Origin of the sequence: Flavobacterium psychrotolerans (genome assembly GCF_003097635.1) — a bacterium.
Classification (GTDB): domain Bacteria; phylum Bacteroidota; class Bacteroidia; order Flavobacteriales; family Flavobacteriaceae; genus Flavobacterium; species Flavobacterium psychrotolerans.
This window is the reverse complement of the sequence record NZ_QCZI01000014.1, coordinates 35380-56944: the sequence shown is the minus strand read 5'-3', so window position 1 is coordinate 56944 and position 21565 is coordinate 35380. Positions and strand designations below refer to the sequence as shown.

19 protein-coding genes are annotated in these 21565 nt (G+C 37.4%); 13 read left to right on the top strand and 6 right to left on the bottom strand.

The window, feature by feature from the left end; all coding sequences use genetic code 11:
- Positions 1-20 precede the first annotated feature (20 nt).
- Positions 21-2870, bottom strand: a complete 2850-nt coding sequence (gene gcvP / locus DB895_RS11085; RefSeq protein ID WP_116725430.1) for an aminomethyl-transferring glycine dehydrogenase — start codon at positions 2868-2870, stop codon at positions 21-23.
- Between the two features lie 138 nt (positions 2871-3008).
- Here gcvP and DB895_RS11080 point away from each other — a divergent pair, with 138 nt between their 5' ends.
- On the top strand, positions 3009-3854 hold the full coding sequence (locus DB895_RS11080; RefSeq protein ID WP_116725464.1) for a UbiA prenyltransferase family protein: 846 nt from the start codon (positions 3009-3011) through the stop codon (positions 3852-3854).
- A 450-nt stretch (positions 3855-4304) separates the two neighbouring features.
- Positions 4305-4910 carry a hypothetical protein gene (locus tag DB895_RS11075; protein ID WP_116725429.1) on the top strand — a complete coding sequence of 202 codons (606 nt, stop codon included), beginning with the start codon at positions 4305-4307 and terminating at the stop codon, positions 4908-4910.
- Positions 4911-4998: 88 nt separating this feature from the next.
- On the opposite strand, the gene DB895_RS11070 is transcribed toward DB895_RS11075, so the two are convergent.
- From DB895_RS11070 to DB895_RS11060, 3 genes are read right to left on the bottom strand one after another with little or no spacing between them, the layout of a single operon-like run.
- Complete coding sequence (locus DB895_RS11070; protein WP_116725428.1) at positions 4999-7026, bottom strand: M3 family metallopeptidase; 2028 nt, start codon at positions 7024-7026, stop codon at positions 4999-5001.
- 3 nt (positions 7027-7029) lie between these two features.
- Positions 7030-7515 (bottom strand): 5-(carboxyamino)imidazole ribonucleotide mutase, encoded by a 486-nt coding sequence (purE, locus tag DB895_RS11065; RefSeq protein ID WP_116725427.1) that lies wholly within the window; start codon positions 7513-7515, stop codon positions 7030-7032.
- 54 nt (positions 7516-7569) lie between these two features.
- Positions 7570-8727: a 5-(carboxyamino)imidazole ribonucleotide synthase gene (locus tag DB895_RS11060; RefSeq protein WP_116725463.1), complete on the bottom strand. Its 1158-nt coding sequence runs from the start codon at positions 8725-8727 to the stop codon at positions 7570-7572.
- A 285-nt stretch (positions 8728-9012) separates the two neighbouring features.
- Between DB895_RS11060 and hpt the strand changes: the two genes are divergently transcribed.
- The 5 genes from hpt to DB895_RS11035 all read left to right on the top strand — a co-directional run bounded on the left by hpt (position 9013) and on the right by DB895_RS11035 (position 13466).
- Complete coding sequence (gene hpt, locus DB895_RS11055; RefSeq protein WP_116725426.1) at positions 9013-9540, top strand: hypoxanthine phosphoribosyltransferase; 528 nt, start codon at positions 9013-9015, stop codon at positions 9538-9540.
- Positions 9541-9586: 46 nt separating this feature from the next.
- Positions 9587-10159 carry an adenylate kinase gene (locus DB895_RS11050; protein WP_116725425.1) on the top strand — a complete coding sequence of 191 codons (573 nt, stop codon included), beginning with the start codon at positions 9587-9589 and terminating at the stop codon, positions 10157-10159.
- Between the two features lie 73 nt (positions 10160-10232).
- The gene (locus tag DB895_RS11045; protein ID WP_243694668.1) at positions 10233-11453 is read left to right on the top strand and encodes a hemolysin family protein; all 1221 of its coding nucleotides are present in this window, start codon (positions 10233-10235) and stop codon (positions 11451-11453) included.
- 77 nt (positions 11454-11530) lie between these two features.
- Positions 11531-12538: a GTPase ObgE gene (obgE, locus tag DB895_RS11040; RefSeq protein ID WP_116725423.1), complete on the top strand. Its 1008-nt coding sequence runs from the start codon at positions 11531-11533 to the stop codon at positions 12536-12538.
- Between the two features lie 178 nt (positions 12539-12716).
- Positions 12717-13466, top strand: a complete 750-nt coding sequence (locus DB895_RS11035; RefSeq protein WP_116725422.1) for an enoyl-CoA hydratase/isomerase family protein — start codon at positions 12717-12719, stop codon at positions 13464-13466.
- A gap of 44 nt (positions 13467-13510) precedes the next feature.
- On the opposite strand, the gene DB895_RS11030 is transcribed toward DB895_RS11035, so the two are convergent.
- Positions 13511-15268: an aromatic amino acid hydroxylase gene (locus tag DB895_RS11030; RefSeq protein WP_116725421.1), complete on the bottom strand. Its 1758-nt coding sequence runs from the start codon at positions 15266-15268 to the stop codon at positions 13511-13513.
- Positions 15269-15592: 324 nt separating this feature from the next.
- Here DB895_RS11030 and DB895_RS11025 point away from each other — a divergent pair, with 324 nt between their 5' ends.
- Positions 15593-15841, top strand: a complete 249-nt coding sequence (locus DB895_RS11025; RefSeq protein WP_133242669.1) for a hypothetical protein — start codon at positions 15593-15595, stop codon at positions 15839-15841.
- 3 nt (positions 15842-15844) lie between these two features.
- On the top strand, positions 15845-16135 hold the full coding sequence (locus DB895_RS11020) for a type II toxin-antitoxin system RelE/ParE family toxin (protein WP_116725419.1): 291 nt from the start codon (positions 15845-15847) through the stop codon (positions 16133-16135).
- A 199-nt stretch (positions 16136-16334) separates the two neighbouring features.
- Here the strand turns inward: DB895_RS11020 and DB895_RS11010 are convergent, their stop codons facing one another.
- Positions 16335-16676, bottom strand: a complete 342-nt coding sequence (locus DB895_RS11010; RefSeq protein ID WP_116725417.1) for a hypothetical protein — start codon at positions 16674-16676, stop codon at positions 16335-16337.
- Between the two features lie 28 nt (positions 16677-16704).
- Between DB895_RS11010 and DB895_RS14295 the strand changes: the two genes are divergently transcribed.
- From DB895_RS14295 to ilvD, 4 genes are all read left to right on the top strand, one after another.
- Positions 16705-16881 carry a DUF5522 domain-containing protein gene (locus DB895_RS14295; protein WP_166426967.1) on the top strand — a complete coding sequence of 59 codons (177 nt, stop codon included), beginning with the start codon at positions 16705-16707 and terminating at the stop codon, positions 16879-16881.
- A 58-nt stretch (positions 16882-16939) separates the two neighbouring features.
- A complete protein-coding gene (locus DB895_RS11005; RefSeq protein ID WP_116725416.1) occupies positions 16940-18916 on the top strand; it encodes a urocanate hydratase in 1977 nt (658 codons plus the stop codon).
- A 71-nt stretch (positions 18917-18987) separates the two neighbouring features.
- On the top strand, positions 18988-19518 hold the full coding sequence (locus tag DB895_RS11000; protein ID WP_116725415.1) for a DUF4136 domain-containing protein: 531 nt from the start codon (positions 18988-18990) through the stop codon (positions 19516-19518).
- A gap of 366 nt (positions 19519-19884) precedes the next feature.
- Positions 19885-21564: a dihydroxy-acid dehydratase gene (gene ilvD / locus DB895_RS10995; RefSeq protein WP_116725462.1), complete on the top strand. Its 1680-nt coding sequence runs from the start codon at positions 19885-19887 to the stop codon at positions 21562-21564.
- Position 21565 lies beyond the last annotated feature (1 nt).

Sequence of the window (21565 nt, the reverse complement as noted above, 5' to 3'; positions counted from 1 at the left end):
TTTTTTGTTATTGTAAGAATTTAATTTTCCATATAAGCTTCAATCGGAGCACAACTACAAACCAAATTTCTATCGCCATACGCATCATCTGCTCTTCTAACGGTAGGCCAGAATTTATTCTCAGCAATGTAATCCAAAGGGAAAGCCGCTTGTTCACGAGTGTAGGGGAAATCCCATGTATCGCTAGTTAGCATAGCTAAAGTGTGAGGGGAATTTTTCAGGACATTGTTTTTATCTTCCAAAGTCGAAGCTTCAATTTCTGTTCGGATGGCAATCATCGCATCACAAAAACGATCCAGTTCTTCCAAATTTTCACTTTCGGTCGGTTCGATCATTAAGGTTCCTGCCACTGGGAAGGAAACTGTTGGAGCATGAAAGCCATAATCCATTAGACGTTTGGCGATATCAGTTACTTCTATTCCTTTTTGTTTGAATGGACGACATTCTAGAATCATCTCGTGAGCCGCCCGACCCATTTCGCCTGAATATAAGGTATCGTAATGGCCGTTTAATTTTTCTTTAATGTAGTTGGCATTCAAAATCGCATGTTGGGTTGATTGTTTTAAACCTTCCTCACCCAGCATGCAGATGTATCCATAAGAAATCAAACAAACCAAAGCCGAACCCCAAGGAGCGGCAGAAATAGCAGAAATAGCGTGTTCTCCGCCAGTTGGAATCACTGGATTTGTTGGTAAAAACGGAACTAGTTGCGGTGCTACACAAATTGGACCAACGCCCGGACCTCCGCCACCGTGCGGAATGGCAAATGTTTTATGTAAGTTCAAGTGACAAACGTCAGCTCCAATGGTGGCAGGATTGGTCAATCCTACTTGTGCATTCATGTTGGCTCCATCCATGTAAACTTGACCTCCATTATCGTGGATTAATTGCGTGATTTCTTTAATGGCACTTTCAAAAACACCGTGAGTCGATGGATATGTTACCATTAAACAGGAAAGTTCATCCTTGTGAAGTATTGCTTTTTCACGCAAATCTTCCACATCGATATTTCCGTTCTCCAACGTTTTGGTTACAATCACTTTCATTCCTGCCATGGCTGCCGAGGCTGGATTTGTTCCATGTGCCGATGACGGAATTAAAGCGATGTTTCTATGATGGTCGCCTCTTGATTGATGATACGCACGAATCACCATTAATCCGGCATATTCGCCTTGAGCACCAGAATTGGGTTGCAAAGTCGTTCCTGAAAAACCAGTAATTATGTTTAATTGTTGTTCCAATTTCGTCAACATTTCTTGGTATCCCTGAGCTTGGTCTAAGGGAGCAAAAGGGTGAATGTTATTCCACTGCGGATTGCTTAAAGGCAACATTTCAGCGGCTGCATTCAATTTCATCGTACAAGATCCTAGTGAAATCATGGAGTGATTTAAGGACAAATCTTTGCGTTCCAGCATTTTGATGTAACGCATTAATGCTGTTTCTGAATGGTATTTGTTGAAAACTTCATATTGCATGAACGTTGATGTTCTATTAAGGTTTTCAGGAAGGTGATTAATTTGTGTTAATTCGGAAATGGTATTGGCCTGCTTCCCATTTGCAGAAGCAAAAATCCCTATAATTTTATTAATGTCGGCAATACTTGTCGTTTCGTTTAAAGAAATAGAAACCGTATTTTCATCAACATAATAAAAGTTAACTTCGTTTTGTTCTGCAATTGCACGAACTTTTTCGGAATTGGTTTTAATGACGATGGTGTCAAAGAAAGCTGTGTTCGTTTGTAGCAATCCCAAATGTTCTAATGCATTTGACAAAGTTGCTGCCGAAGCATGTACTTTATTGGCAATATATTGCAATCCTTTTGGCCCATGGTAAACGGCATACATTCCAGCCATAACCGATAGTAATACTTGAGCAGTGCAGATGTTTGAAGTCGCTTTGTCCCGTTTGATGTGTTGTTCTCGGGTTTGTAATGCCATACGCAAAGCACGGTTCCCATTAGAATCCACGGTTACCCCAATGATTCTTCCAGGCATACTGCGTTTGTATTCGTCTTTTGTGGCAAAATAGGCTGCATGTGGCCCGCCATAACCCAATGGAATTCCAAAACGTTGCGTTGTTCCAAACACAACAGCAGCTCCCATTTCTCCAGGCGGCGTTAATTTCACCAAACTTAAAATATCTGCAGCAACGGCCACTTTTATTTCGTTTGAAGCAGCCTTAGCTATAAATGAAGCATAGTCATGAACCTGCCCATATTTCCCTGGATATTGGAGAATAGCTCCAAAAAAGTCAGAGGAAAAATCGAATGTTTCGTGGTTTCCAATTACTAATTCTACACCAATAGGCATGGAACGTGTTTGTAAAACCGATACCGTTTGAGGCAGTATTTCTTCAGAAACGAAGAATTTATTGGTGTTGTTTTTCTTTTGGTCTCGCGAACGAACATCAAATAACAATGACATTGCTTCGGCAGCAGCAGTACCTTCGTCTAAAAGTGATGCGTTTGCGATTTCCATTCCGGTCAATTCGATAACCATAGTTTGGAAATTTAAAATAGCTTCAAGGCGTCCTTGTGCAATTTCGGCTTGATAAGGCGTATAAGCGGTATACCAACCCGGATTTTCGAAAATATTTCTTTGAATTACTGCAGGAACAATGGCTTGATTGTAACCTAATCCGATGTAAGATTGAAACATTTTGTTCTTATTTCCCAATTGCTGAATATGGTTTGCAAATTCATATTCGGTCATGGCGGGGTCTAAATTCAGAGGTGCTTTTAAGCGAATGTCGTCCGGAAGTGTTTCATAAACGAGTTGTTCGATTGATTCAACTCCAATCGTTTTCAACATATGTTTTAGGTCCGTTTCCCTTGGGCCAATATGTCTTAAAGCAAAAGCATCTGTTTTCATTATGATTTAAAATAAGTTGTGTTTTTTGTTGTGCAAAATTAAGTATTATAAATAATTTAAAAGGGATTTTTTAGTGGCCATTTTTGTCAACTTTTCAACCAGATGTTTATTTTGTTCATAAATGTTTATTTTTGTGTGATGAGGGTTTTGAGACAATTATTTAATTTTTATATCAACAGTAGCATTCATGTGGGGGTGTCCTGTTATGCCTTAGTGGGAATGACCCAATATATGTTTCGCATTTCTTTTGACGAACCAATAGCTAATTTTGCTTTTTTCGGAACCATTGTAGGTTATAATTTTGTGAAATATGACGCTTTGGCTAGATCTAAAAGATTGCAAATGAGAAACCAGTTAAAAATGATTGCAGTTTTTAGCATTTTTTCTTTTGCGATGGTTGGTTATTATTTTTTTCAACTACAGCGTATTACCCAAATAATCTCAATTGTTTTTTTAGGCATCACATTATTGTATACGCTTCCCTTTTTTCCAAATAGGAAAAATGCAAGAAATTGGGCTGGAGTAAAAATTTATATTGTGGCGTTGAGTTGGGTAGGGGTAACCATGATTTTGCCTTTGTTGAATGCCAATGTATCAATCACCTCCGATTTTTATTTGAAATGTGTGCAGCGATTCATCCTGATATTTGTATTGGTACTTATTTTTGAAATTATTGATTTAGCGAATGACGATCCCCATTTGCAAACGGTACCGCAACAAATAGGAGTAAAAAAAACCAAAACGTTAGGGTATTTATTATTACTTGTTTTTTTTGGATTAGAATTTTTTAATAGCGCTGTCACTAATCATGTTAATTTTCAAAATACAATTTTTCAATTGCTTCTGATTTTTGTTATTGCCGTCGTTATTGCCTTTTTTTTGTTTTTTGCTAATGAAAAACGTTCTAAATATTACACTTCTTTTTGGGTAGAAAGCATTCCTATTTTTTGGTGGTTGTTGCTTTTAGGGGTTGAAAAATATTAAATTTGTTTTTATCAAGTCTGATAGATTTTAGTGAAAATTTTCGTTTTTTGGATAAAGGCTTAAAATCTCCATTGAAACAAGAGATTACAAAGAAACCAAATTAGTTTCTAATTTTAAATTAAGTAGTTTTGAAATAGAGCTTTGTTCTTTTTTACTTGTGTTTTAAATTTATTAAATGTTAATTTGCTTTAACAAAATTTTAATAAAATGAAGTATTTAGTCATTTAAATCCAGATTGTTAATGAATATTTGCAATCGTAAACCCGTTAAGTTATAACTATGTCAATTAATACTTGGCAATAGAGTTTTTACAGCGGTTAACAAACAATAGTTTTGTAATATTTAATCGTTGACAAAGTATAAATTGATTAAACAATAATTAGTATTAACCCGAATAATTGAATACCCCGAAAGTCAAAATCCGAATTTAGAACTATTAAAAAACACATTATGAAAAAATTAAAATGTTTGCGCAATTTTAAAATTATTTTTTCTGCTTTGTCCTTGGGACTTGTTCTTAACTCTTGCAGTTCAGATTCTGAAACTAGTAATAGTGTTGCTACATCGGATGCTTTGCACTTGGCCTTCAAAACACCTGATTGGGAAAGGAATATCAATTGTGAGCTTTTAGACCTTAATCCTACCATTATTAACGATTCTACTTCTATTGTTTCGGCAAGTTCGGCATCCACTAGAGAAACATTTTATTTTTCATATCCTAATGACAGTTCGAAAATTGTAAAAGCAAAATATTTAAAAAAATATAAAATAATGTCAGTTTATGGAAATGTTGAACCCTTTCAATTTTCTCAAAAATTGCCTTTAGATGCAAATAGTATAGAGAGTCTTGATAAACGATTGGTGAGCACTGAAGGATTTTCTACTTCCGAATACAATCAGGTACTTGAAGTGAAATATCTTAAAAGTGAGCAAAACTTCGCCGTTTTTAGAGTGAAATGTAAATATGAAATGAAGGCCTATTTGGTATCAACCCCAGAAATTATTAAGCCCGTTTCCGGAACTTTTACTTTTAAGATTAGAACAACAAAAAACTAAAACAGTTGTAATTTTGAAATTAAGTGGAGAGCAAAACCAAGCTTGCCAAGTCAAATCCATTAACATCAAAAATGGAATAAGATTTTTTTTACAATAATCCCGCTCGCCTTAACAGCGCTTCGGGTTTAGGTTCCTGTCCTCTAAATCGTTTGTATAAAATCATTGGATGCTCAGTCCCTCCTTTAGAAAGTACATTTTCCTTGAATTTTGTGGCCACTTCTTTATTGAAGATTCCCTTTTCCTGGAAATATTCGAAAGCATCAGCATCCAGAACTTCGGCCCACTTATAACTATAATAGCCCGATGAATAGCCGCCTTGAAAAATATGCGAAAATGAAGTGCTCATGGCATTTTCCTTTACGTCGGGATACAATTGTGTGGCTGCAAATTGTTCGTTTTCAAAGGCTTTGATGTCTTTAATGTTGGATGGATCCTGAGTATGCCAGCCCATATCGAGCAATCCAAAACTCAATTGGCGCATCGTTGCTATTCCTTCTTGAAAACTTGCGCTTTCTTTGATTTTATGTACTAATTCCATAGGAATCATTTCGTTGGTTTGGTAATGATATGCAAATAAAGCCATTGCCTCTGGTTCGTAACACCAGTTTTCTAGAATTTGACTTGGCAGTTCTACAAAATCCCAATAAACGCTTGTTCCGGATAAACTTGGGTAAGTCGTATTGGCTAACATGCCGTGTAAAGCATGTCCAAATTCATGAAACAAAGTTGTTACTTCGTTAAAAGTTAATAATGATGGTTTTGTTTCGGTAGGTTTCGTGAAATTGCACACAATGGAAATATGTGGTCTTTCGTTGATTCCTTTTTTTATGTATTGGGATTTAAAAGAGGTCATCCAAGCTCCGTTGCGTTTTCCTTTCCTAGGAAAAAAATCGGCATAAAATACGGCTACTAATTGGTCGTCTTCATCTTTTACTTCGAATGTTTTTACGTCATCGTGGTATTTGTCCACTTCAAAAATTTCTTCAAAAGTGATTCCATATAATTTTTGGACTACGGTAAAAGCACCGTTCAGGACTTTTTCTAATTGGAAATAGGGCTTTAATATTTCATCGTCCAAATGGAATAACTGTTGTTTCAATTTCTCTGAATAATAAGCACCATCCCATTTCTGAAGTTGCTCAATTCCGTGTAATTCTCTTGCGAAAGCAGTTAACTGCGCAAATTCTTTCAAAGCTGCGGGTTTGGCTTTTTCCAATAAATCATTCGAGAATGTTTTTACTTTTTCCGGGTTTTCGGCCATTCGTTCTTCAAGAACAAAATGAGCATGTGAGGGATAACCTAAAACTTGTGCTCTGTCAAAACGCAATTTGGCAATTTTAAGCACAATTTCCTGATTGTCGAATTCATTGTTTTGAAAACCCTTGGCACCAAAAGCGATTGCCATTTTTTTGCGCAATTCTCGATTGTCGGCATAGGTTACGAATGGAACGTAACTAGGGTAATCCAAGGTAAAAATCCAACCTTCTTTTTCTTGGCTTTTGGCCAAAGAGCGAGCGGCTTCGATAGTTCCTTCCGGTAATCCGGCTAAATCATTTTTGTCAGTAAGATGCAACTGAAATGCCTGAGTTTCTGCCAAGACGTTTTCTCCGAACTGCAAACTCAATTTCGACAATGCTTTGTCAATTTCCCGTAATTGATTTTTTTTGTCTTCCGGCAGGTTCGCTCCATTTCTGGAAAAGCTTTTGTATTTTTTGTCTAAAAGCGTGGTTTGTTCCGGGGTGAGGTTTAAATGGTCTTTTTGTTCATAAATTACCTTTACTCTGGCAAATAAATCAGCGTTGAGGCGTACGTCATTTCCAAATTCAGACAATAAAGGGGAAACTTCCTGTGCAATTTTTTGAATTTCGTCATTAGTTTCCGCCGAATTCAAATTGAAAAAAATACTGGAAATCCGATCTAGAACATCTCCACTGAATGCCAATGCTTCTATCGTGTTTTCGAAAGTTGGATTAATTGGATTTCGTACAATGGCATCAATTTCGGCTTTTGCCAATTCGATTCCTTTTTGAAAAGCGGGAAGAAAATCCTCGTTTTTGATTTTCGAAAAAGGTGCGGTGTTGTATTTGGTATTGAAATGGTGGTTTAGGATGCTCATGGTTTATTTTTTCTTTAGACTTTCGGAAGCAATGTTAACCGCTTCTTTTAATCCGGTTTTATACAATAGGATTCGGTCTAAGATATTTTTGTTTTGGCTTCCGATGATTTGGGCTGCTAGTATTCCTGCATTTTTCGCGCCGTTCAGGGCAACGGTTGCTACAGGAACACCGGCTGGCATTTGCAGAATAGACAGTACGCTGTCCCAACCGTCAATGGAATTGCTTGATTTTACGGGTACGCCAATTACGGGAAGTGGAGTCATGGATGCGACCATTCCTGGCAAATGTGCCGCGCCTCCTGCACCAGCAATAATAACCGAAATGCCCCGAGTATGTGCATTTTTACTGAAATCAAATAGTTTTTCGGGTGTCCTGTGTGCAGAAACGATATCGACTTCTGTTTCTATATCAAATCCTTTTAAGATATCAATGGCTTCTTGCATGACAGGCATATCGGATATGCTTCCCATTATTATAGCTACTTTCATTTTTTTGTTTAAATGTTTAAGGTTTAAAGTGGCGCAATTGCAACTAAAAACGGTTTACTGACGACTGATTACTCGTATCGTGTTTTTTACTTTTTCGGCAAGGATTCTGGCTTCATTTACATTTTCATGGACAATAGTGACATGTCCCATTTTTCGAAAAGGACGCATTTGTTTTTTTCCGTAAATGTGAGGTGTTACTCCTCTCCAACCCAATATTTTTTCAATATTTTCGTAAATTACATTCCCGACGAAACCTTCTTCTCCAGATAAATTAACCATGATTCCGGTAAGTTTACTGTCGGTATTCCCTAAAGGAAGGTCTAAAATAGCTCGTAAATGGTTCTCAAATTGTGAAGTATAACTGGCTTCGATAGAATAATGGCCTGAATTGTGCGGACGCGGGGCGACTTCATTTACTAGGATTCTGTTGTCCTCCGTTTGGAACATTTCGACGGCTAAAAGACCTACATGATCGAATTTTACGGAAACATTCAAAGCAATGGATCGTGCTTTTTCGGCCACTATTTCTTCAATTCTTGCGGGACAAATTACATATTCTACCTGATTGGCTTCGGGATGAAATTCCATCTCAACAACCGGATAGGTTTTTATTTCCCCAGAGGGATTACGACAAACGATTACCGCCAATTCATTTTTGAAAGGAACCATTTCTTCGGCAATGCATTCTACATCAGGTAACTGCTCTAAGTCATTACTTTCTCGAATGATTTTTACGCCATTTCCGTCGTAGCCAAATTCGGTACATTTCCAAACGAAAGGCAGCTGAATTTGGTTGTTCGCCACTTTGATTTTTAATGCGGCCAAGTCCTGAAATATTTCGTAATCGGCAGTTGGAATCTTATTGTTTTTATAAAAATCTTTCTGAATCCCTTTGTTTTGAATCCCTCTTAAGGTTTTGGAAGAAGGATAGACTCTAATACCCTCATTCTCTAGTTTTTCTAGGGCTTCAATATTTACCAGTTCAATCTCGAAAGTTAAAACATCGACTTGTTTCCCAAAATTGTAAACCGTTTCAAAATCGGTTAAATCGCCTTTGAAAAAATGGTTGCAGGCAATTTTACATGGTGATTCATCACTCGGGTCGAGCACATAGGTTTGGATATCGAATTTTCGGGTTTCAGACAAAAGCATTTTGCCTAATTGTCCGCCACCGAGTATGCCTAATTTAAATTCGGAAGAAAAGTAATTCATAAGCTTGTGTTTACTTTGTCTGTTTGGCATATTGCCTCGACTGTGCAAATATAAGTAAGAATTTCAAGATTTGGAATCTATTTCATTTTCTTTACAGCTTCCCTTGAAAACGCTTTATTAGTATGCTCTTGACTGTTTTCTTTATAAATAGTACTGTATTGCAGGATTCTCTGTGATTTTAGGTACGTATTTTATAATTTTGAATTAAAAATACAAAACCATTTCAATTGTCAATTCTCAAATGTGAAATGCCTATATTTGCAAATTATTTTAAAATTGTAAAAGATGATACATCTTAATGATAAAACCTTCGAGCCTTTTATTTCGGCGGAAGAAATAGATTTTGCTATTGCTAATATGGCCAAACAAATGGACGACGATTTTTTTGATGAAGTTCCGGTATTTGTGGGGATATTAAACGGCTCGTTTATGGTGTTGTCCGATTTAATGAAACATTACAGAGGAATGTGCGAAGTAAGTTTTGTTAAAATGGCTTCTTATGAAGGAACGCAATCTACAAATGAAGTAAAACAACTTATTGGAATCAATCAAAATTTGGAGGGAAGAACGGTTGTTGTCGTGGAAGATATTGTAGATACCGGGAATACTATAGAAGAATTGAAAGCCATATTTAAACAACAAAAAGTAAAGCATTTAAAAATTGCCACACTTTTCTTCAAACCAGAAGCTTTTAAAAAAGACATCAAGATTGATTATGTGGGAATTAGAATTCCAAACAAATTCATTGTTGGATTTGGTCTTGACTATGACGGATTGGGCAGAAATTTACCAGAAGTATATCAATTGAAATAAAGAAAAATTAACAACATAACTACAACATAACTACAACAACGCCATCATGATTAATATTGTTTTATTTGGAAAACCTGGAGCCGGAAAAGGAACGCAAGCAGAATTTTTAAAAGAAAAATACAATTTAACACACATTTCAACGGGAGACGTTTTTCGGTACAATTTGAAAAACAATACAGAATTAGGCAAATTGGTTAGAGGATACATGGATGCTGGGGATTTGGTTCCAGATGAATTGACCATAAAAATGTTGCAAGAGGAAGTCGAAAAACACCCTGATACCAAAGGGTTTTTATTTGACGGATTTCCTCGAACATTGGATCAAGCAAGTGCATTAGACCGTTTTTTGGCTACCAAAAACTGGGAGGTTACGGCAACAGTAGCTTTAGAGGCAGACAATGAAATCCTGATTCAACGATTGTTGGAAAGAGGGAAAACCAGCGGGAGGATAGACGATCAAGATGAAGAAAAAATCAGAAATCGTTATCAAGAATACAATGAAAAAACAGCTCCATTAATGGAATATTACAATAAACAGAATAAATTTCATCCAGTAAATGGGATTGGTTCTATAGCCGAAATTACGGAGCGTTTAAGCCAAGTAATTGAAAAGCTTTAAGTAGCTACGTTTTTAATTAAATATGGAAATTCTAATAATATTATTTTTAATCCTTTTAAATGGAGTTTTCGCCATGTCAGAAATCGCATTGATATCTGCCAGGAAGAATAGATTAGAAAATGCCGCCAAAAAAGGAAATCCGAATGCGCAAGCCGCTTTAGATTTAGCGAATTCACCTAATAAATTATTGTCTACAACACAAATCGGAATTACTTTAATAGGTATTTTAACCGGAATTTTTAGTGGTGACACCATAACTTCAACTGTTCAGTTATTTATTGGAGGATTTGAAGTTTTAAAACCTTTTTCGCATAGTATTGCAGTCGGAATTGTAGTAGTAATTTTAACCTTTTTCTCCCTAGTTTTAGGAGAGTTACTACCCAAACGGATTGGATTGAACCATCCCGAAGGTATCGCTAAAGCCGTTGCAATACCCATGAAAATGATTTCAATAATCACCGCGCCTTTTATTTGGATGTTGACAATTTCTACAGAATTTTTGCTTAAAGTATTGAGAATAAAACCTTCGGCTGACGGGAAAATAACGGAAGAAGAAATAAAAGCCATCATCAAAGAAGGAACCGAAGGCGGCGAGGTTCAGGAAATTGAGCAAGATATTTTGGAACGTGTTTTTCATATTGGAGACCGAAAAGTGAATTCGCTGATGACACACCGGAAATCAATAGTTTCCCTTCCCTTAAATTCGGATAAAAACAGAGTTCGGGATTTGATGTTGAAAGAATTACATTCTGTTTATCCCGTTTATAAAGATAATTTTGATGATATTGTGGGAGTTGTCAATTTGAAAAATATTTTCTCTCATTTTCAAGATGAAGATTTCAACCTGGAAAAAATCATGACCGATGCGCCTTTTATAATGGAGCAAATGTCGGCCTATAAAGCTCTGGAAAACTTCAAGAAAAGTGGCATTCATTACGGTTTTGTGTCCGATGAATACGGCGTTTTTCAGGGAATCATCACATTAAACGATATTCTTGAAGCTTTGGTAGGCGATGCCTCTGAATTTTACAAAGAAGATTTTCAATTGATTGAAAGAGAGGATGGAACATGGCTGGTTGACGGACATTATTCCTTGCATGATTTCCTGACCTATTTTGAATTGGATGAACTGATTAATGATTATGAAGTGACAACCGTCAGCGGATTAATTATGACCGAGTTGTCTCGGATACCGAAGCAAGGAGAGAAATTAATTTGGCAAAAATTTGAGTTGGAGGTGATTGACATGGATGGTGTGAAGATTGATAAAGTGATGGTGAAAGCCGTAAAATAAAATAGGTTTTAGGTATTGGATTCTGGGTGTTAGTTTAGACCCAAAGCCTAATAACCCGAAACCCAAAACCAAAAAAAATGACAGAAGGGAATTTCGTTGATTACGTAAAAATATATGTTTCGTCCGGTAAAGGTGGTAAAGGATCTACACATTTGCACAGAGAAAAATTTATTGAAAAAGGCGGGCCAGATGGTGGAGATGGTGGTCGTGGTGGACACGTGTATTTAGTTGGGAATAAAAGTCTTTGGACCTTGTTTCATCTTAAATTTGCCAGACATGTCAAAGCGGGACACGGTGGTGATGGTGGGGGGGATAGAAGTACGGGTGCCGATGGCGAAGATAAATTTATCGAAGTGCCATTAGGAACCGTAGTTCGAGATAAAGAAACTAATGAAATTTTATTCGAAATCACCGAAAACGGAGAAAAACGAATCGTTGCGCAAGGCGGAAAAGGCGGTTTGGGGAATTGGCATTTTAGGAGTTCCACAAACCAAACACCACGTTATTCCCAACCGGGATTGCCTTCAGAGGAAATTGATATGATTTTGGAGTTAAAAGTGCTTGCCGATGTGGGATTGGTGGGTTTTCCTAATGCGGGGAAATCAACCTTGCTTTCGGTATTGACTTCTGCTAAACCCAAGATTGCCGATTATCCTTTTACAACCTTAAAGCCGAATCTGGGAATCGTCGCTTACCGCGATTTTCAGTCGTTTGTGATAGCCGATATTCCCGGGATTATTGAAGGAGCAGCCGAAGGAAAAGGTTTGGGGCATTATTTCTTGCGACATATCGAGAGGAATTCTACCTTGCTCTTTTTAGTTCCGGTTGATACGCCAGACATTAAAGCAGAATATGACATTTTAGTGAATGAATTGAAGAAATACAATCCCGAAATGTTAGACAAGGAACGTATGTTGGTCATTTCCAAATGCGATATGCTGGACGATGAACTCAAAGCCGAATTGAAAATCCAATTAGACAAAGACTTCAAGAATATTCCCTATTTGTTTATTTCATCCGTTGCCCAACAGGGGTTGACGGAGTTGAAGGATAAATTGTGGAGTATGTTGAATGAGGAAAAGTAACATCAAATTAAAACAAATTCAAAAATCCCAAGAGATACAAATATATTCTATATTTGTATCTCTTGGGATTTTTGAATTTAAAGTAAGCCATTACTTCTTAAACTTCAAGTAGAAATGCCTGAGAATTGCCATAACCCTTTTCCCAGTAAACAAGTTTTTAGCAATTAAAACACAGTCAATGGAGCCTTATGTAAAACAAGAAATACAAAACGGAATTGCAACCATCGAATTTTTTCATCTGGAGCAAAATTCGTTGCCGAGCTATTTATTGTCCGAACTTGCTGCAACCATCACAAATGCAGGAATAAATGACGATGTAAAAGTAATCATTCTAAAAAGTGGCGGCGACAGGACTTTTTGTGCGGGTGCAAGTCTCAAAGAATTAATTGCGATAAACGATGCCCAAACGGGAGAAGAATTTTTCTCTGGATTTGCTAATGTAATCAATGCGATGCGTAAGTGTCCGAAATTTATTATCGGGCGATTACAGGGCAAAGCGGTTGGTGGTGGGGTAGGAATTGCCGCTGCTACCGATTATTGTTTGGCAACCCAGCATGCAGCCATAAAATTAAGCGAGCTCAAAATTGGGATTGGTCCATTTGTGGTTAGCCCGGCAATATCACGCAAAATGGGGGTTTCCGCGCTGTCTCAAATCACAATTGATGCAGATCGTTTTTTTGATGCGCAATGGGCAAAAGAAAAAGGATTGTATGCCAATGTTTTTGAAAGTATCAAGGTTTTGGACGAAGCTATATTGGCTTTGGCGACAAGCTTATGCAGCTACAATCCCGAAGCGATGCAAGAAACCAAAAAAATGTTCTGGAGAGGAACTGACGATTGGGATACGCTGTTGGCAGAACGCGCCACCATCAGCGGAAGATTAGTTTTGTCCGATTTCACAAAAGAAACTTTGAAGAAGTTTAAATAAATCTCATAAATAGGTTTGATTTCAATATTCAATTAACAACAAAATCATTCCTCAGTATTTTTAAAAATTAACTCCAATCCAACTTCAATCAAATGCTCAATTTCCGGGCGATTTTGCCTTAATTGTTCCAAATGTCCTAACACTTCAGGCAATAGGTCTTGGTTTTTTTCTTTTTGTAAAAGTTCCGTGATTTCAACAGAAAGCAACCAATCGTTGGGATGATTTTTTTTTACCAATTCAAAAATTTTATCTAAACTTAAGTCAGCCGATTTTCCTTCTCGAATAGTGCGCACGTTTTGGTACAATCCTTCCAATTCATCCCTCTCGGTAGTTTTCTTTGCTTTTATGGTTTTGCTGGAAACTGCATGAATCGTCAGGTCAAAGCTGTTCACATCGGCAGGACCGGAAAAAGCGGAAATCACTTTCTTTCCGACCGCCATGTCATATTTCCCCCATTCTGGTTGAAATAATACAGTGTTATCGTGTTTAACAGTACAGTTTCTAAAACTAATCAGAATGATTTCTCCCTGAAGGTTTCGAGAACCCGTAATGATTTCGCCCGAAACCGTGATGTTTCCTTCAAATTCCAGAGTCACTTTCTCCGATTCATAAATGTCATACGCCCGCAAATCCCTCGGACTCATGTCTTCAATAGCCAGGTTGATTCCTTTCAGTTTGCCAACAGGGCTTCCAAAACCTTCAGAGTGATAGGAGGTGCCGTGTCCCACCAATTCTTTTTCCCGGTAGGATAAGGCAGTTTTTCCTGCAGTTTGAAAATAAACGGGCTTGCCTTCCTGTTCTATGACATTCGTAAACTGCCCCGAAATTTGAATTCCCGTACTCAGTTCGATCGTTCCCATGGCATTAGAACGAATCAGTTTTCGAATGCCTGACAATCCTCCGGTTCGCAAAGCCATATTATGGGCAAACTCTTCCAGAACCATACTTAAATAGGCAAAATCGGGCGTGACATACAGTTGAGGTTGCGGTTTGGTAATGTCAAAATTTTGGTTTGCTGCCGAAATATCATACGGAATTTTCTTCACGTTATCGGTCATGCACCATTCGCTTTCCCCAATGGAAGACAGCAATCCGGCACCATAAATTTTGGGGTTTTCCAGCGTGCCAATCAATCCATATTCAACGGTCCACCAGTGCAGATTTCTAATTTGCGCCATTTCCGACAATTCGCCCATGTTGTTCTGCAAATCATTTACCTGTTTTTCCGCCGCTTCAATCTCGTATGCCGGCGTGTCTTCGGCTTCTTTCAAGATAGAAAGCAACCGGATAGCTTCATACATTTCATAATCACGGGAAGAGGAGATGGCCTTACAGCCGATTTCCCCAAAACGCCGCAGGTATTCCGCATATTCCGGATTGGCAATAATGGGTGCATGTCCGGCGCCTTCATGAATGATATCGGGTGCAGGGGTATATTCTATATGTTCCATCTGCCGGATGTCCGAAGCAATAACTAACACATTATAAGCCTGAAATTCCATAAAGGCATTCGGAGGGATAAATCCGTCAACGGCCACGGCAGCCCAGCCAATGTCCTTCAGAATTCGGTTCATGCCGTACATGTTTGGGATTGTGTCTATCTCGAGCCCCGTTTTTTTCAATCCATCCAAATAGGAACTATGCGCAACTTTGCTTAAATAAGACACGTTTTTGTGCATCACAAAACGCCAAACCGCTTGATTTATGGGAGTGTAATCGCCATAATTTTGAGGTTTGATAAACTGCTTTAAATGTTGCGGCAATCGATCCAGTAAAGGGTTGTTTTCAAAAGAAGTTTCCATAATGCAAACGTTGGTCTTGTTGTAAAATTACGAACATTTGAAGCTTTTTCCAGCTTTCCATTGCAAGTTTTTGCAAACCCGTTTGTTTTTCTAAAGTTTTTAAAATAGCTTCCTTTGGTCGCTTTTTATAAACAAGAAAAACGACATCGGCTTTTGCAAAAAGCTTTTCATTGTAATCTGGGCTAGTGGAGTTGGGCTATAATGGTGTTTTTTATTTCACATCCCGCAACCTTTTCATAATTCTAAAGAAGGGAACCACAAGTTGAAGTGTTTTTTTTGTAAATTTGTGATGTGAATCACAGCGACGCTTTAAATCAAATTATTATGGATATACAACAATTGCAAAATGATAAATTAAATATCATCAATTGGATTAGTCAATTGCAGGACCATTCTCTCGTAGAAAAAATTAAATCCTTAATGAGTTCTTCTGATGACCAATGCTTGTTGTCAAACGAGCAAAAAAACGCCATTGATGAAGCTTTAAATTCAATTGAAACAAAAGGAACTACACCGCATAAGATCATGATGGAAGAAACTAAAAAACGTTTTCCACATCTTTACAAGCGATAAGCAATGACAACAGTTTCTTGGTCTGAACCCGCTAAAATTGATTACTGGAACAATATTAAATATCTACAACGTGAATGGACACTTCCTGAAGTTTATAATTTCATAGATAAAGTGGACGAAATTATAGATTTGTTAACCAATGAAAACCTAACTTTTAAACCAACCGCTTTCAAAAATACTTTTCAAGTGCCCGTTGTTAAACAAATCACATTATATTATCGTTTTGAAAATAACAATATTGAATTACTGCGTTTTTGGAATAATTACCAGGATTTAAAAAAATTTAGTTTGTAAAGCAACCCAATTACGGGTTCCTTTTTTTATGTATTGCTGCGAAGTCAGAGACATTCGCAGAGCATCTACACTTTGCGCAGCTAGGGTTTTTTTATACGTTCCAGAATCAAAGTAAATAACAGGGATAATAAGTAGCAACCCAATTATGTGTTGCTTTTCTTGTTTTATCGCTGTTTTAAGTATTAATTGTTTACACAATCTAATGACTATTCCCAATAAAATACTTCCTCCATGCCCAAAAGGATCTGGTTTTCAAATAACCCCTATTTCTTTCATTAGAATAAGCTTCTCTCTCAAAAAAGACGTTTCGGTAAGCTTTATTTTTATCTTTAAATCGAAGTAATTGTATCAAATAATCTAGCGTGTACAAAATGAAAAAAGGCAAAATCAAAAGCTCTAGTTGTTGCCGAAGATGGATTTTTTCGTGGTTAATCAAAACGGGATTGTCTGCATCAAAATGATTCCGGATCACCACAAACGGGAAAAGGGTAATTCCTCTAAAGCCATTTGGTGTTAAATATTTAGAAACAATCAGAATCATTTGCGTTAAAGTGTATAAATTTGTAGCTATGAATGAGCAAAATAACGAAAATAAATTAATTGAAGGACAGGATTATTACATTACTCCGGAAGGCTATCGATGCTTTACCGAAAAATACCATTTAAATCGGGGCTATTGTTGCAAAAGTGGCTGTCGCCATTGTCCCTACGGATTTGATAAAAAAACGGGCGCTATAAAAAAGTAAACTTTTTATTAAAAGTTTAGGGTCAACCAACCAATCACTTCACTGAATACGTAAAATTATGACTTTCAAAGAACACATTCAACAGGGAATTCCTAATATACTTCCGAAACCTAAGCCCTTTGATTTTGAAATAAATCATGCCCCAAAACGGAAAGACATCCTTTCGTTCGAGGAAAAAAAATTAGCACTTCGAAATGCATTACGTTATTTTGAACCGCAACATCATGCGGAATTGATCGAGGAATTCTCCAATGAACTAAAAATGTACGGTCGGATCTACATGTACCGTTTCCGTCCCGATTATCAAATGTATGCTAGGCCCATCTCGGAATATCCGGGAAAATGCGAACAAGCTAAAGCCATCATGCTCATGATTCAAAATAATTTGGATAATGCCGTGGCGCAACATCCGCATGAATTGATTACCTATGGCGGTAACGGTGCCATTTTTCAAAACTGGGCACAATATCTTCTAACCATGCAATATCTTTCAGAAATGACCGATGAGCAAACTTTAGCAATGTATTCCGGACATCCCATGGGATTGTTTCCCTCCCATACGGAAGCCCCGAGAGTTGTCGTAACTAACGGAATGGTAATTCCGAACTATTCAAAACCAGATGATTGGGAAAAATTCAATGCGCTTGGCGTTTCCCAATATGGGCAAATGACAGCGGGAAGCTACATGTACATTGGCCCGCAAGGCATTGTTCATGGAACAACCATTACGGTATTAAATGGTTTTCGAAAAATAAAACGAAGTCCGGAAGGCGGATTGTTCGTTACTTCCGGACTGGGAGGCATGAGTGGGGCGCAGCCCAAAGCCGGTAATATTGCTGGATGTATTACAGTTTGTGCCGAAGTAAACGCCAAAATTACGCACATTCGGCACAGTCAGGGTTGGGTCAACGAAGTAATTGAAAATCTTGATGATTTGGTCAAAAGAGTTGTTTTGGCAAAAGCCAATAAAGAAATCGTTTCCATTGCCTATCTCGGAAATGTGGTGCATGTTTGGGAACGGTTTCAGGAGGAAAATATTCATATCGATTTGGGTTCCGATCAAACGTCTTTACATAATCCGTGGGCCGGAGGGTATTATCCGGCAGATACTTCTTTTGAAGAGGCCAATGAAATGATGGCAACGAATCCTGAATTATTCAAAGTGAAAGTACAAGAAACTTTGCGTCGACATACTGCGGCCATCAACAAACATACAGCAAATGGAACCTATTTTTTTGATTACGGAAATGCCTTTCTGTTAGAAGCATCCCGAGCTGGTGCTGATGTCATGGCCGAAAATCATATCGATTTCAGATACCCGAGTTACGTGCAGGATATCATGGGACCTATGTGTTTTGATTATGGATTTGGCCCGTTTCGATGGGTTTGCGCTTCGGGGAAACCAGAAGATTTACAAAAAACAGATGCAATTGCCTGTCAGGTTTTGGAAGAAATGGCAAAAACGGCTCCATCCGAAATTCAACAACAAATCCAAGATAATATTCGTTGGATAAAAGGAGCCCAGGAAAATAAATTGGTAGTAGGCTCCCAAGCCCGAATTTTATATGCCGATGCCGAAGGCCGTATAAAAATAGCCGAGGCTTTTAATCAAGCCATTGCCAAAGGCGAAATTGGGACTGTCATTTTAGGTCGGGATCATCACGATGTTTCCGGTACCGATTCGCCATACAGAGAAACATCAAACATCTATGACGGATCGCGTTTTACTGCCGATATGGCAATACAAAACGTGATTGGAGATAGTTTTCGGGGAGCAACTTGGGTGTCCATTCATAATGGTGGCGGAGTGGGTTGGGGCGAGGTTATAAATGGGGGATTTGGTATGGTTCTTGATGGTACAAAGGAAGCTTCAAGGCGTTTAGAATCAATGCTTTTTTGGGATGTCAACAACGGAATTGCTAGGAGAAATTGGGCTAGAAATGAAGGGGCTATTTTTGCTATAAAAAGGGCTATGGAGAAGCAGCCGTTATTAAAAGTGACGATCCCCAATGAAGTTGACGACAAATTATTTTAGTATTATGTTGTAATAAATGGAATGGCTTTATCGTTAGTAATTTGAATCATGAACTTTTTAAACAAAACAATATGAAAACAATACAGTTATTACCGTTGCTTCTGCTTTTTTTGGTGGCGTCATGTAGTGCTGTCAGAGTAAATTCTGATTATGATAAAAAAGTCGATTTTTCCCAATTTAAAACCTATGCGTTTTACAAAACAGGAATTGACAAAGTTGAAATTTCGGATTTGGACAAAAAAAGAATTCTTCGGTCCATCGATGAAGAAATGGCTGCCAAGGGTTTTGCCAAAAGTGAAACACCCGATCTTTTAATAAATATTAATACAAAAGCCGAGAAAGACGTGAATGTAAACCAATTTTATGCTGGTTATGGATACGGTTGGGGTTATGGCTGGAGCCCTTATTGGGGCGGTAGTACTTCGGTTTATACTTCTACCGAAGGAATTTTGACTATCGATTTGATCGATGCCAAGAAAAAAGAACTTGTTTGGCAAGGTGTAGGTTCAGGCAATTTAACACAGGATACTAATAAAAAAGATGAAAATATAAAATGCTTTGTAAATAAAATATTAGAGTTATATCCACCTGCAAAAAAATAATTCATTTTTGTGCCATTATCAGTCGAGTATAATTACATTTAATAATTCCCCGAGCGTTTTAAACGGTCGGGATTTTTATTTTAAAATACCGAATAAATTTGAATTCAAAAATATTTTAGTGTCGTAAAACTACTTTAATTAATTTGTTGAAAAACAGGTTTTTATGATTTTTTATAATGACTTTAACACTGTAAAGCATTAAAAAAAAAAAAAAGTAAAACTTATAATAATACTATTTTCGCTCCTTGAATAAATTAGGCTTACAATAGCCGTAAAAAAGACCACATCAATTGAAATTTTTAGAAATATTTGTTAATTAATTTCAAAAAATGTAGTCCCCGAAAAAAAGAACAACACACATATATTATGGAATTAAATAAATACAGTAAAACTGTAACTCAAGATCCAACTCAGCCTGCAGCTCAGGCTATGTTATACGGAATTGGATTAACTGACAAAGAACTAGCCCAACCTTTTATCGGAATTGCTTCCATGGGATATGACGGGAACACCTGTAACATGCACCTGAATCATTTGGCTTCTTACATCAAAGTGGAAGTGAATGCGTCTGAAATGGTAGGCCTTATTTTTAATACGATAGGAATCAGTGACGGAATTACTAACGGAACAGATGGTATGCGCTATTCATTAGTGAGTCGCGAAATCATTGCCGACAGTATCGAAAGCGTTGTTGCAGGACATTATTATGATGGCGTAATTGCAATTCCTGGTTGCGATAAAAATATGCCGGGTTCTATTATTGCTATGGGGAGATTGAATCGTCCTTCAATTATGGTATATGGAGGAACAATAGCTCCTGGAAAATATCACGGAAAAGATTTGAATATTGTTTCTGCTTTTGAAGCATTGGGCGAAAAAATTGCCGGAAAAATATCTGAAGAAGAATTTAAAGGTATTATCAAAAATTCTTGTCCAGGTGCAGGTGCTTGTGGCGGAATGTACACAGCCAATACCATGGCCATTGCTATTGAAGCCCTTGGAATGAGCCTTCCTTACTCTAGCTCTAACCCTGCTGTGAGTGATGAAAAAATTGAAGAATGCAAACAAGCGGCGCACTACATAAAATTATTATTAGAAAAAGATATTTGCCCAAAAGACATTATGACTTTCGAGGCTTTTGAAAACGCAATCACCACTTTAATCGCCCTTGGCGGAAGTACCAATGCCGTTTTACACATGATTGCCATGGCAAAAAGTGTAGGCGTGAAAATTACTATAGACGATTTTCAGAGAATTAGTGATAAAACCCCGTTAATTGCCGACTTCAAACCGGGAGGGAATTATTTAATGCAAAACTTGCATGATAAGGGTGGTGTACCAATGGTATTAAAATATCTATTAAGCAAAGGAATGCTTCACGGAGATTGTATTACTGTTACTGGGAAAACACTAGCCGAAAATTTAAAGAATATTGTTGACATTGATTTTGAAGATCAAAATATTATCCGACCTTTAGAAAAACCTTTAAAAGAAACAGGGCACCTTCAAATATTATACGGAAATCTTGCCGAAAAAGGTTCTGTTGCTAAAATTACAGGAAAAGAAGGCGAGAAATTTGTAGGCCCAGCCAAAGTTTTTGACGGAGAAAAAGAATTGATTCAAGGTATTTCAGATAAAAAAATACAGGCCGGTGACGTCATTGTTATCCGTTATGTTGGTCCAAAAGGAGGGCCGGGAATGCCTGAAATGCTAAAACCAACTTCTGCCATTATTGGTGCCGGATTGGGGAAAAGTGTAGCCTTAATTACCGATGGAAGATTCAGTGGTGGAACTCACGGTTTTGTTGTAGGACACATCACCCCAGAAGCTTATGATGGCGGAACTATTGCTCTTGTGAAAGATGGCGATATTATTGAAATAGATGCTGTTGTCAACAAAATACATCTGGCTATTAGCGATGAAGAATTAGAAGAAAGAAGAAAAAATTTCGTAACGCCAAAACTAAAAGTTACTAATGGGGTGCTTTATAAATATGCCAGATTAGTAAAAGACGCTTCAGAGGGTTGTGTTACAGATGAATCATAAA

Bases quoted from the DNA above. Each gene is read 5' to 3' on its own strand.
- ilvD (WP_116725462.1), top strand. From the start codon at position 19,885: ATGGAATTAAATAAATACAGTAAAACTGTAACTCAAGATCCAACTCAG.
- DB895_RS11060 (WP_116725463.1), bottom strand. From the start codon at position 8,727: ATGAATTACTTTTCTTCCGAATTTAAATTAGGCATACTCGGTGGCGGA.
- DB895_RS11020 (WP_116725419.1), top strand. From the start codon at position 15,845: ATGACAACAGTTTCTTGGTCTGAACCCGCTAAAATTGATTACTGGAAC.
- hpt (WP_116725426.1), top strand. From the start codon at position 9,013: ATGATACATCTTAATGATAAAACCTTCGAGCCTTTTATTTCGGCGGAA.
- DB895_RS11035 (WP_116725422.1), top strand. From the start codon at position 12,717: ATGGAGCCTTATGTAAAACAAGAAATACAAAACGGAATTGCAACCATC.
- DB895_RS11070 (WP_116725428.1), bottom strand. From the start codon at position 7,026: ATGAGCATCCTAAACCACCATTTCAATACCAAATACAACACCGCACCT.
- DB895_RS11025 (WP_133242669.1), top strand. From the start codon at position 15,593: ATGGATATACAACAATTGCAAAATGATAAATTAAATATCATCAATTGG.
- purE (WP_116725427.1), bottom strand. From the start codon at position 7,515: ATGAAAGTAGCTATAATAATGGGAAGCATATCCGATATGCCTGTCATG.
- DB895_RS11030 (WP_116725421.1), bottom strand. From the start codon at position 15,268: ATGGAAACTTCTTTTGAAAACAACCCTTTACTGGATCGATTGCCGCAA.
- obgE (WP_116725423.1), top strand. From the start codon at position 11,531: ATGACAGAAGGGAATTTCGTTGATTACGTAAAAATATATGTTTCGTCC.
- DB895_RS11000 (WP_116725415.1), top strand. From the start codon at position 18,988: ATGAAAACAATACAGTTATTACCGTTGCTTCTGCTTTTTTTGGTGGCG.
- DB895_RS14295 (WP_166426967.1), top strand. From the start codon at position 16,705: ATGAATGAGCAAAATAACGAAAATAAATTAATTGAAGGACAGGATTAT.
- gcvP (WP_116725430.1), bottom strand. From the start codon at position 2,870: ATGAAAACAGATGCTTTTGCTTTAAGACATATTGGCCCAAGGGAAACG.
- DB895_RS11010 (WP_116725417.1), bottom strand. From the start codon at position 16,676: ATGATTCTGATTGTTTCTAAATATTTAACACCAAATGGCTTTAGAGGA.
- DB895_RS11080 (WP_116725464.1), top strand. From the start codon at position 3,009: ATGAGGGTTTTGAGACAATTATTTAATTTTTATATCAACAGTAGCATT.
- DB895_RS11005 (WP_116725416.1), top strand. From the start codon at position 16,940: ATGACTTTCAAAGAACACATTCAACAGGGAATTCCTAATATACTTCCG.
- DB895_RS11050 (WP_116725425.1), top strand. From the start codon at position 9,587: ATGATTAATATTGTTTTATTTGGAAAACCTGGAGCCGGAAAAGGAACG.
- DB895_RS11075 (WP_116725429.1), top strand. From the start codon at position 4,305: ATGAAAAAATTAAAATGTTTGCGCAATTTTAAAATTATTTTTTCTGCT.
- DB895_RS11045 (WP_243694668.1), top strand. From the start codon at position 10,233: ATGTCAGAAATCGCATTGATATCTGCCAGGAAGAATAGATTAGAAAAT.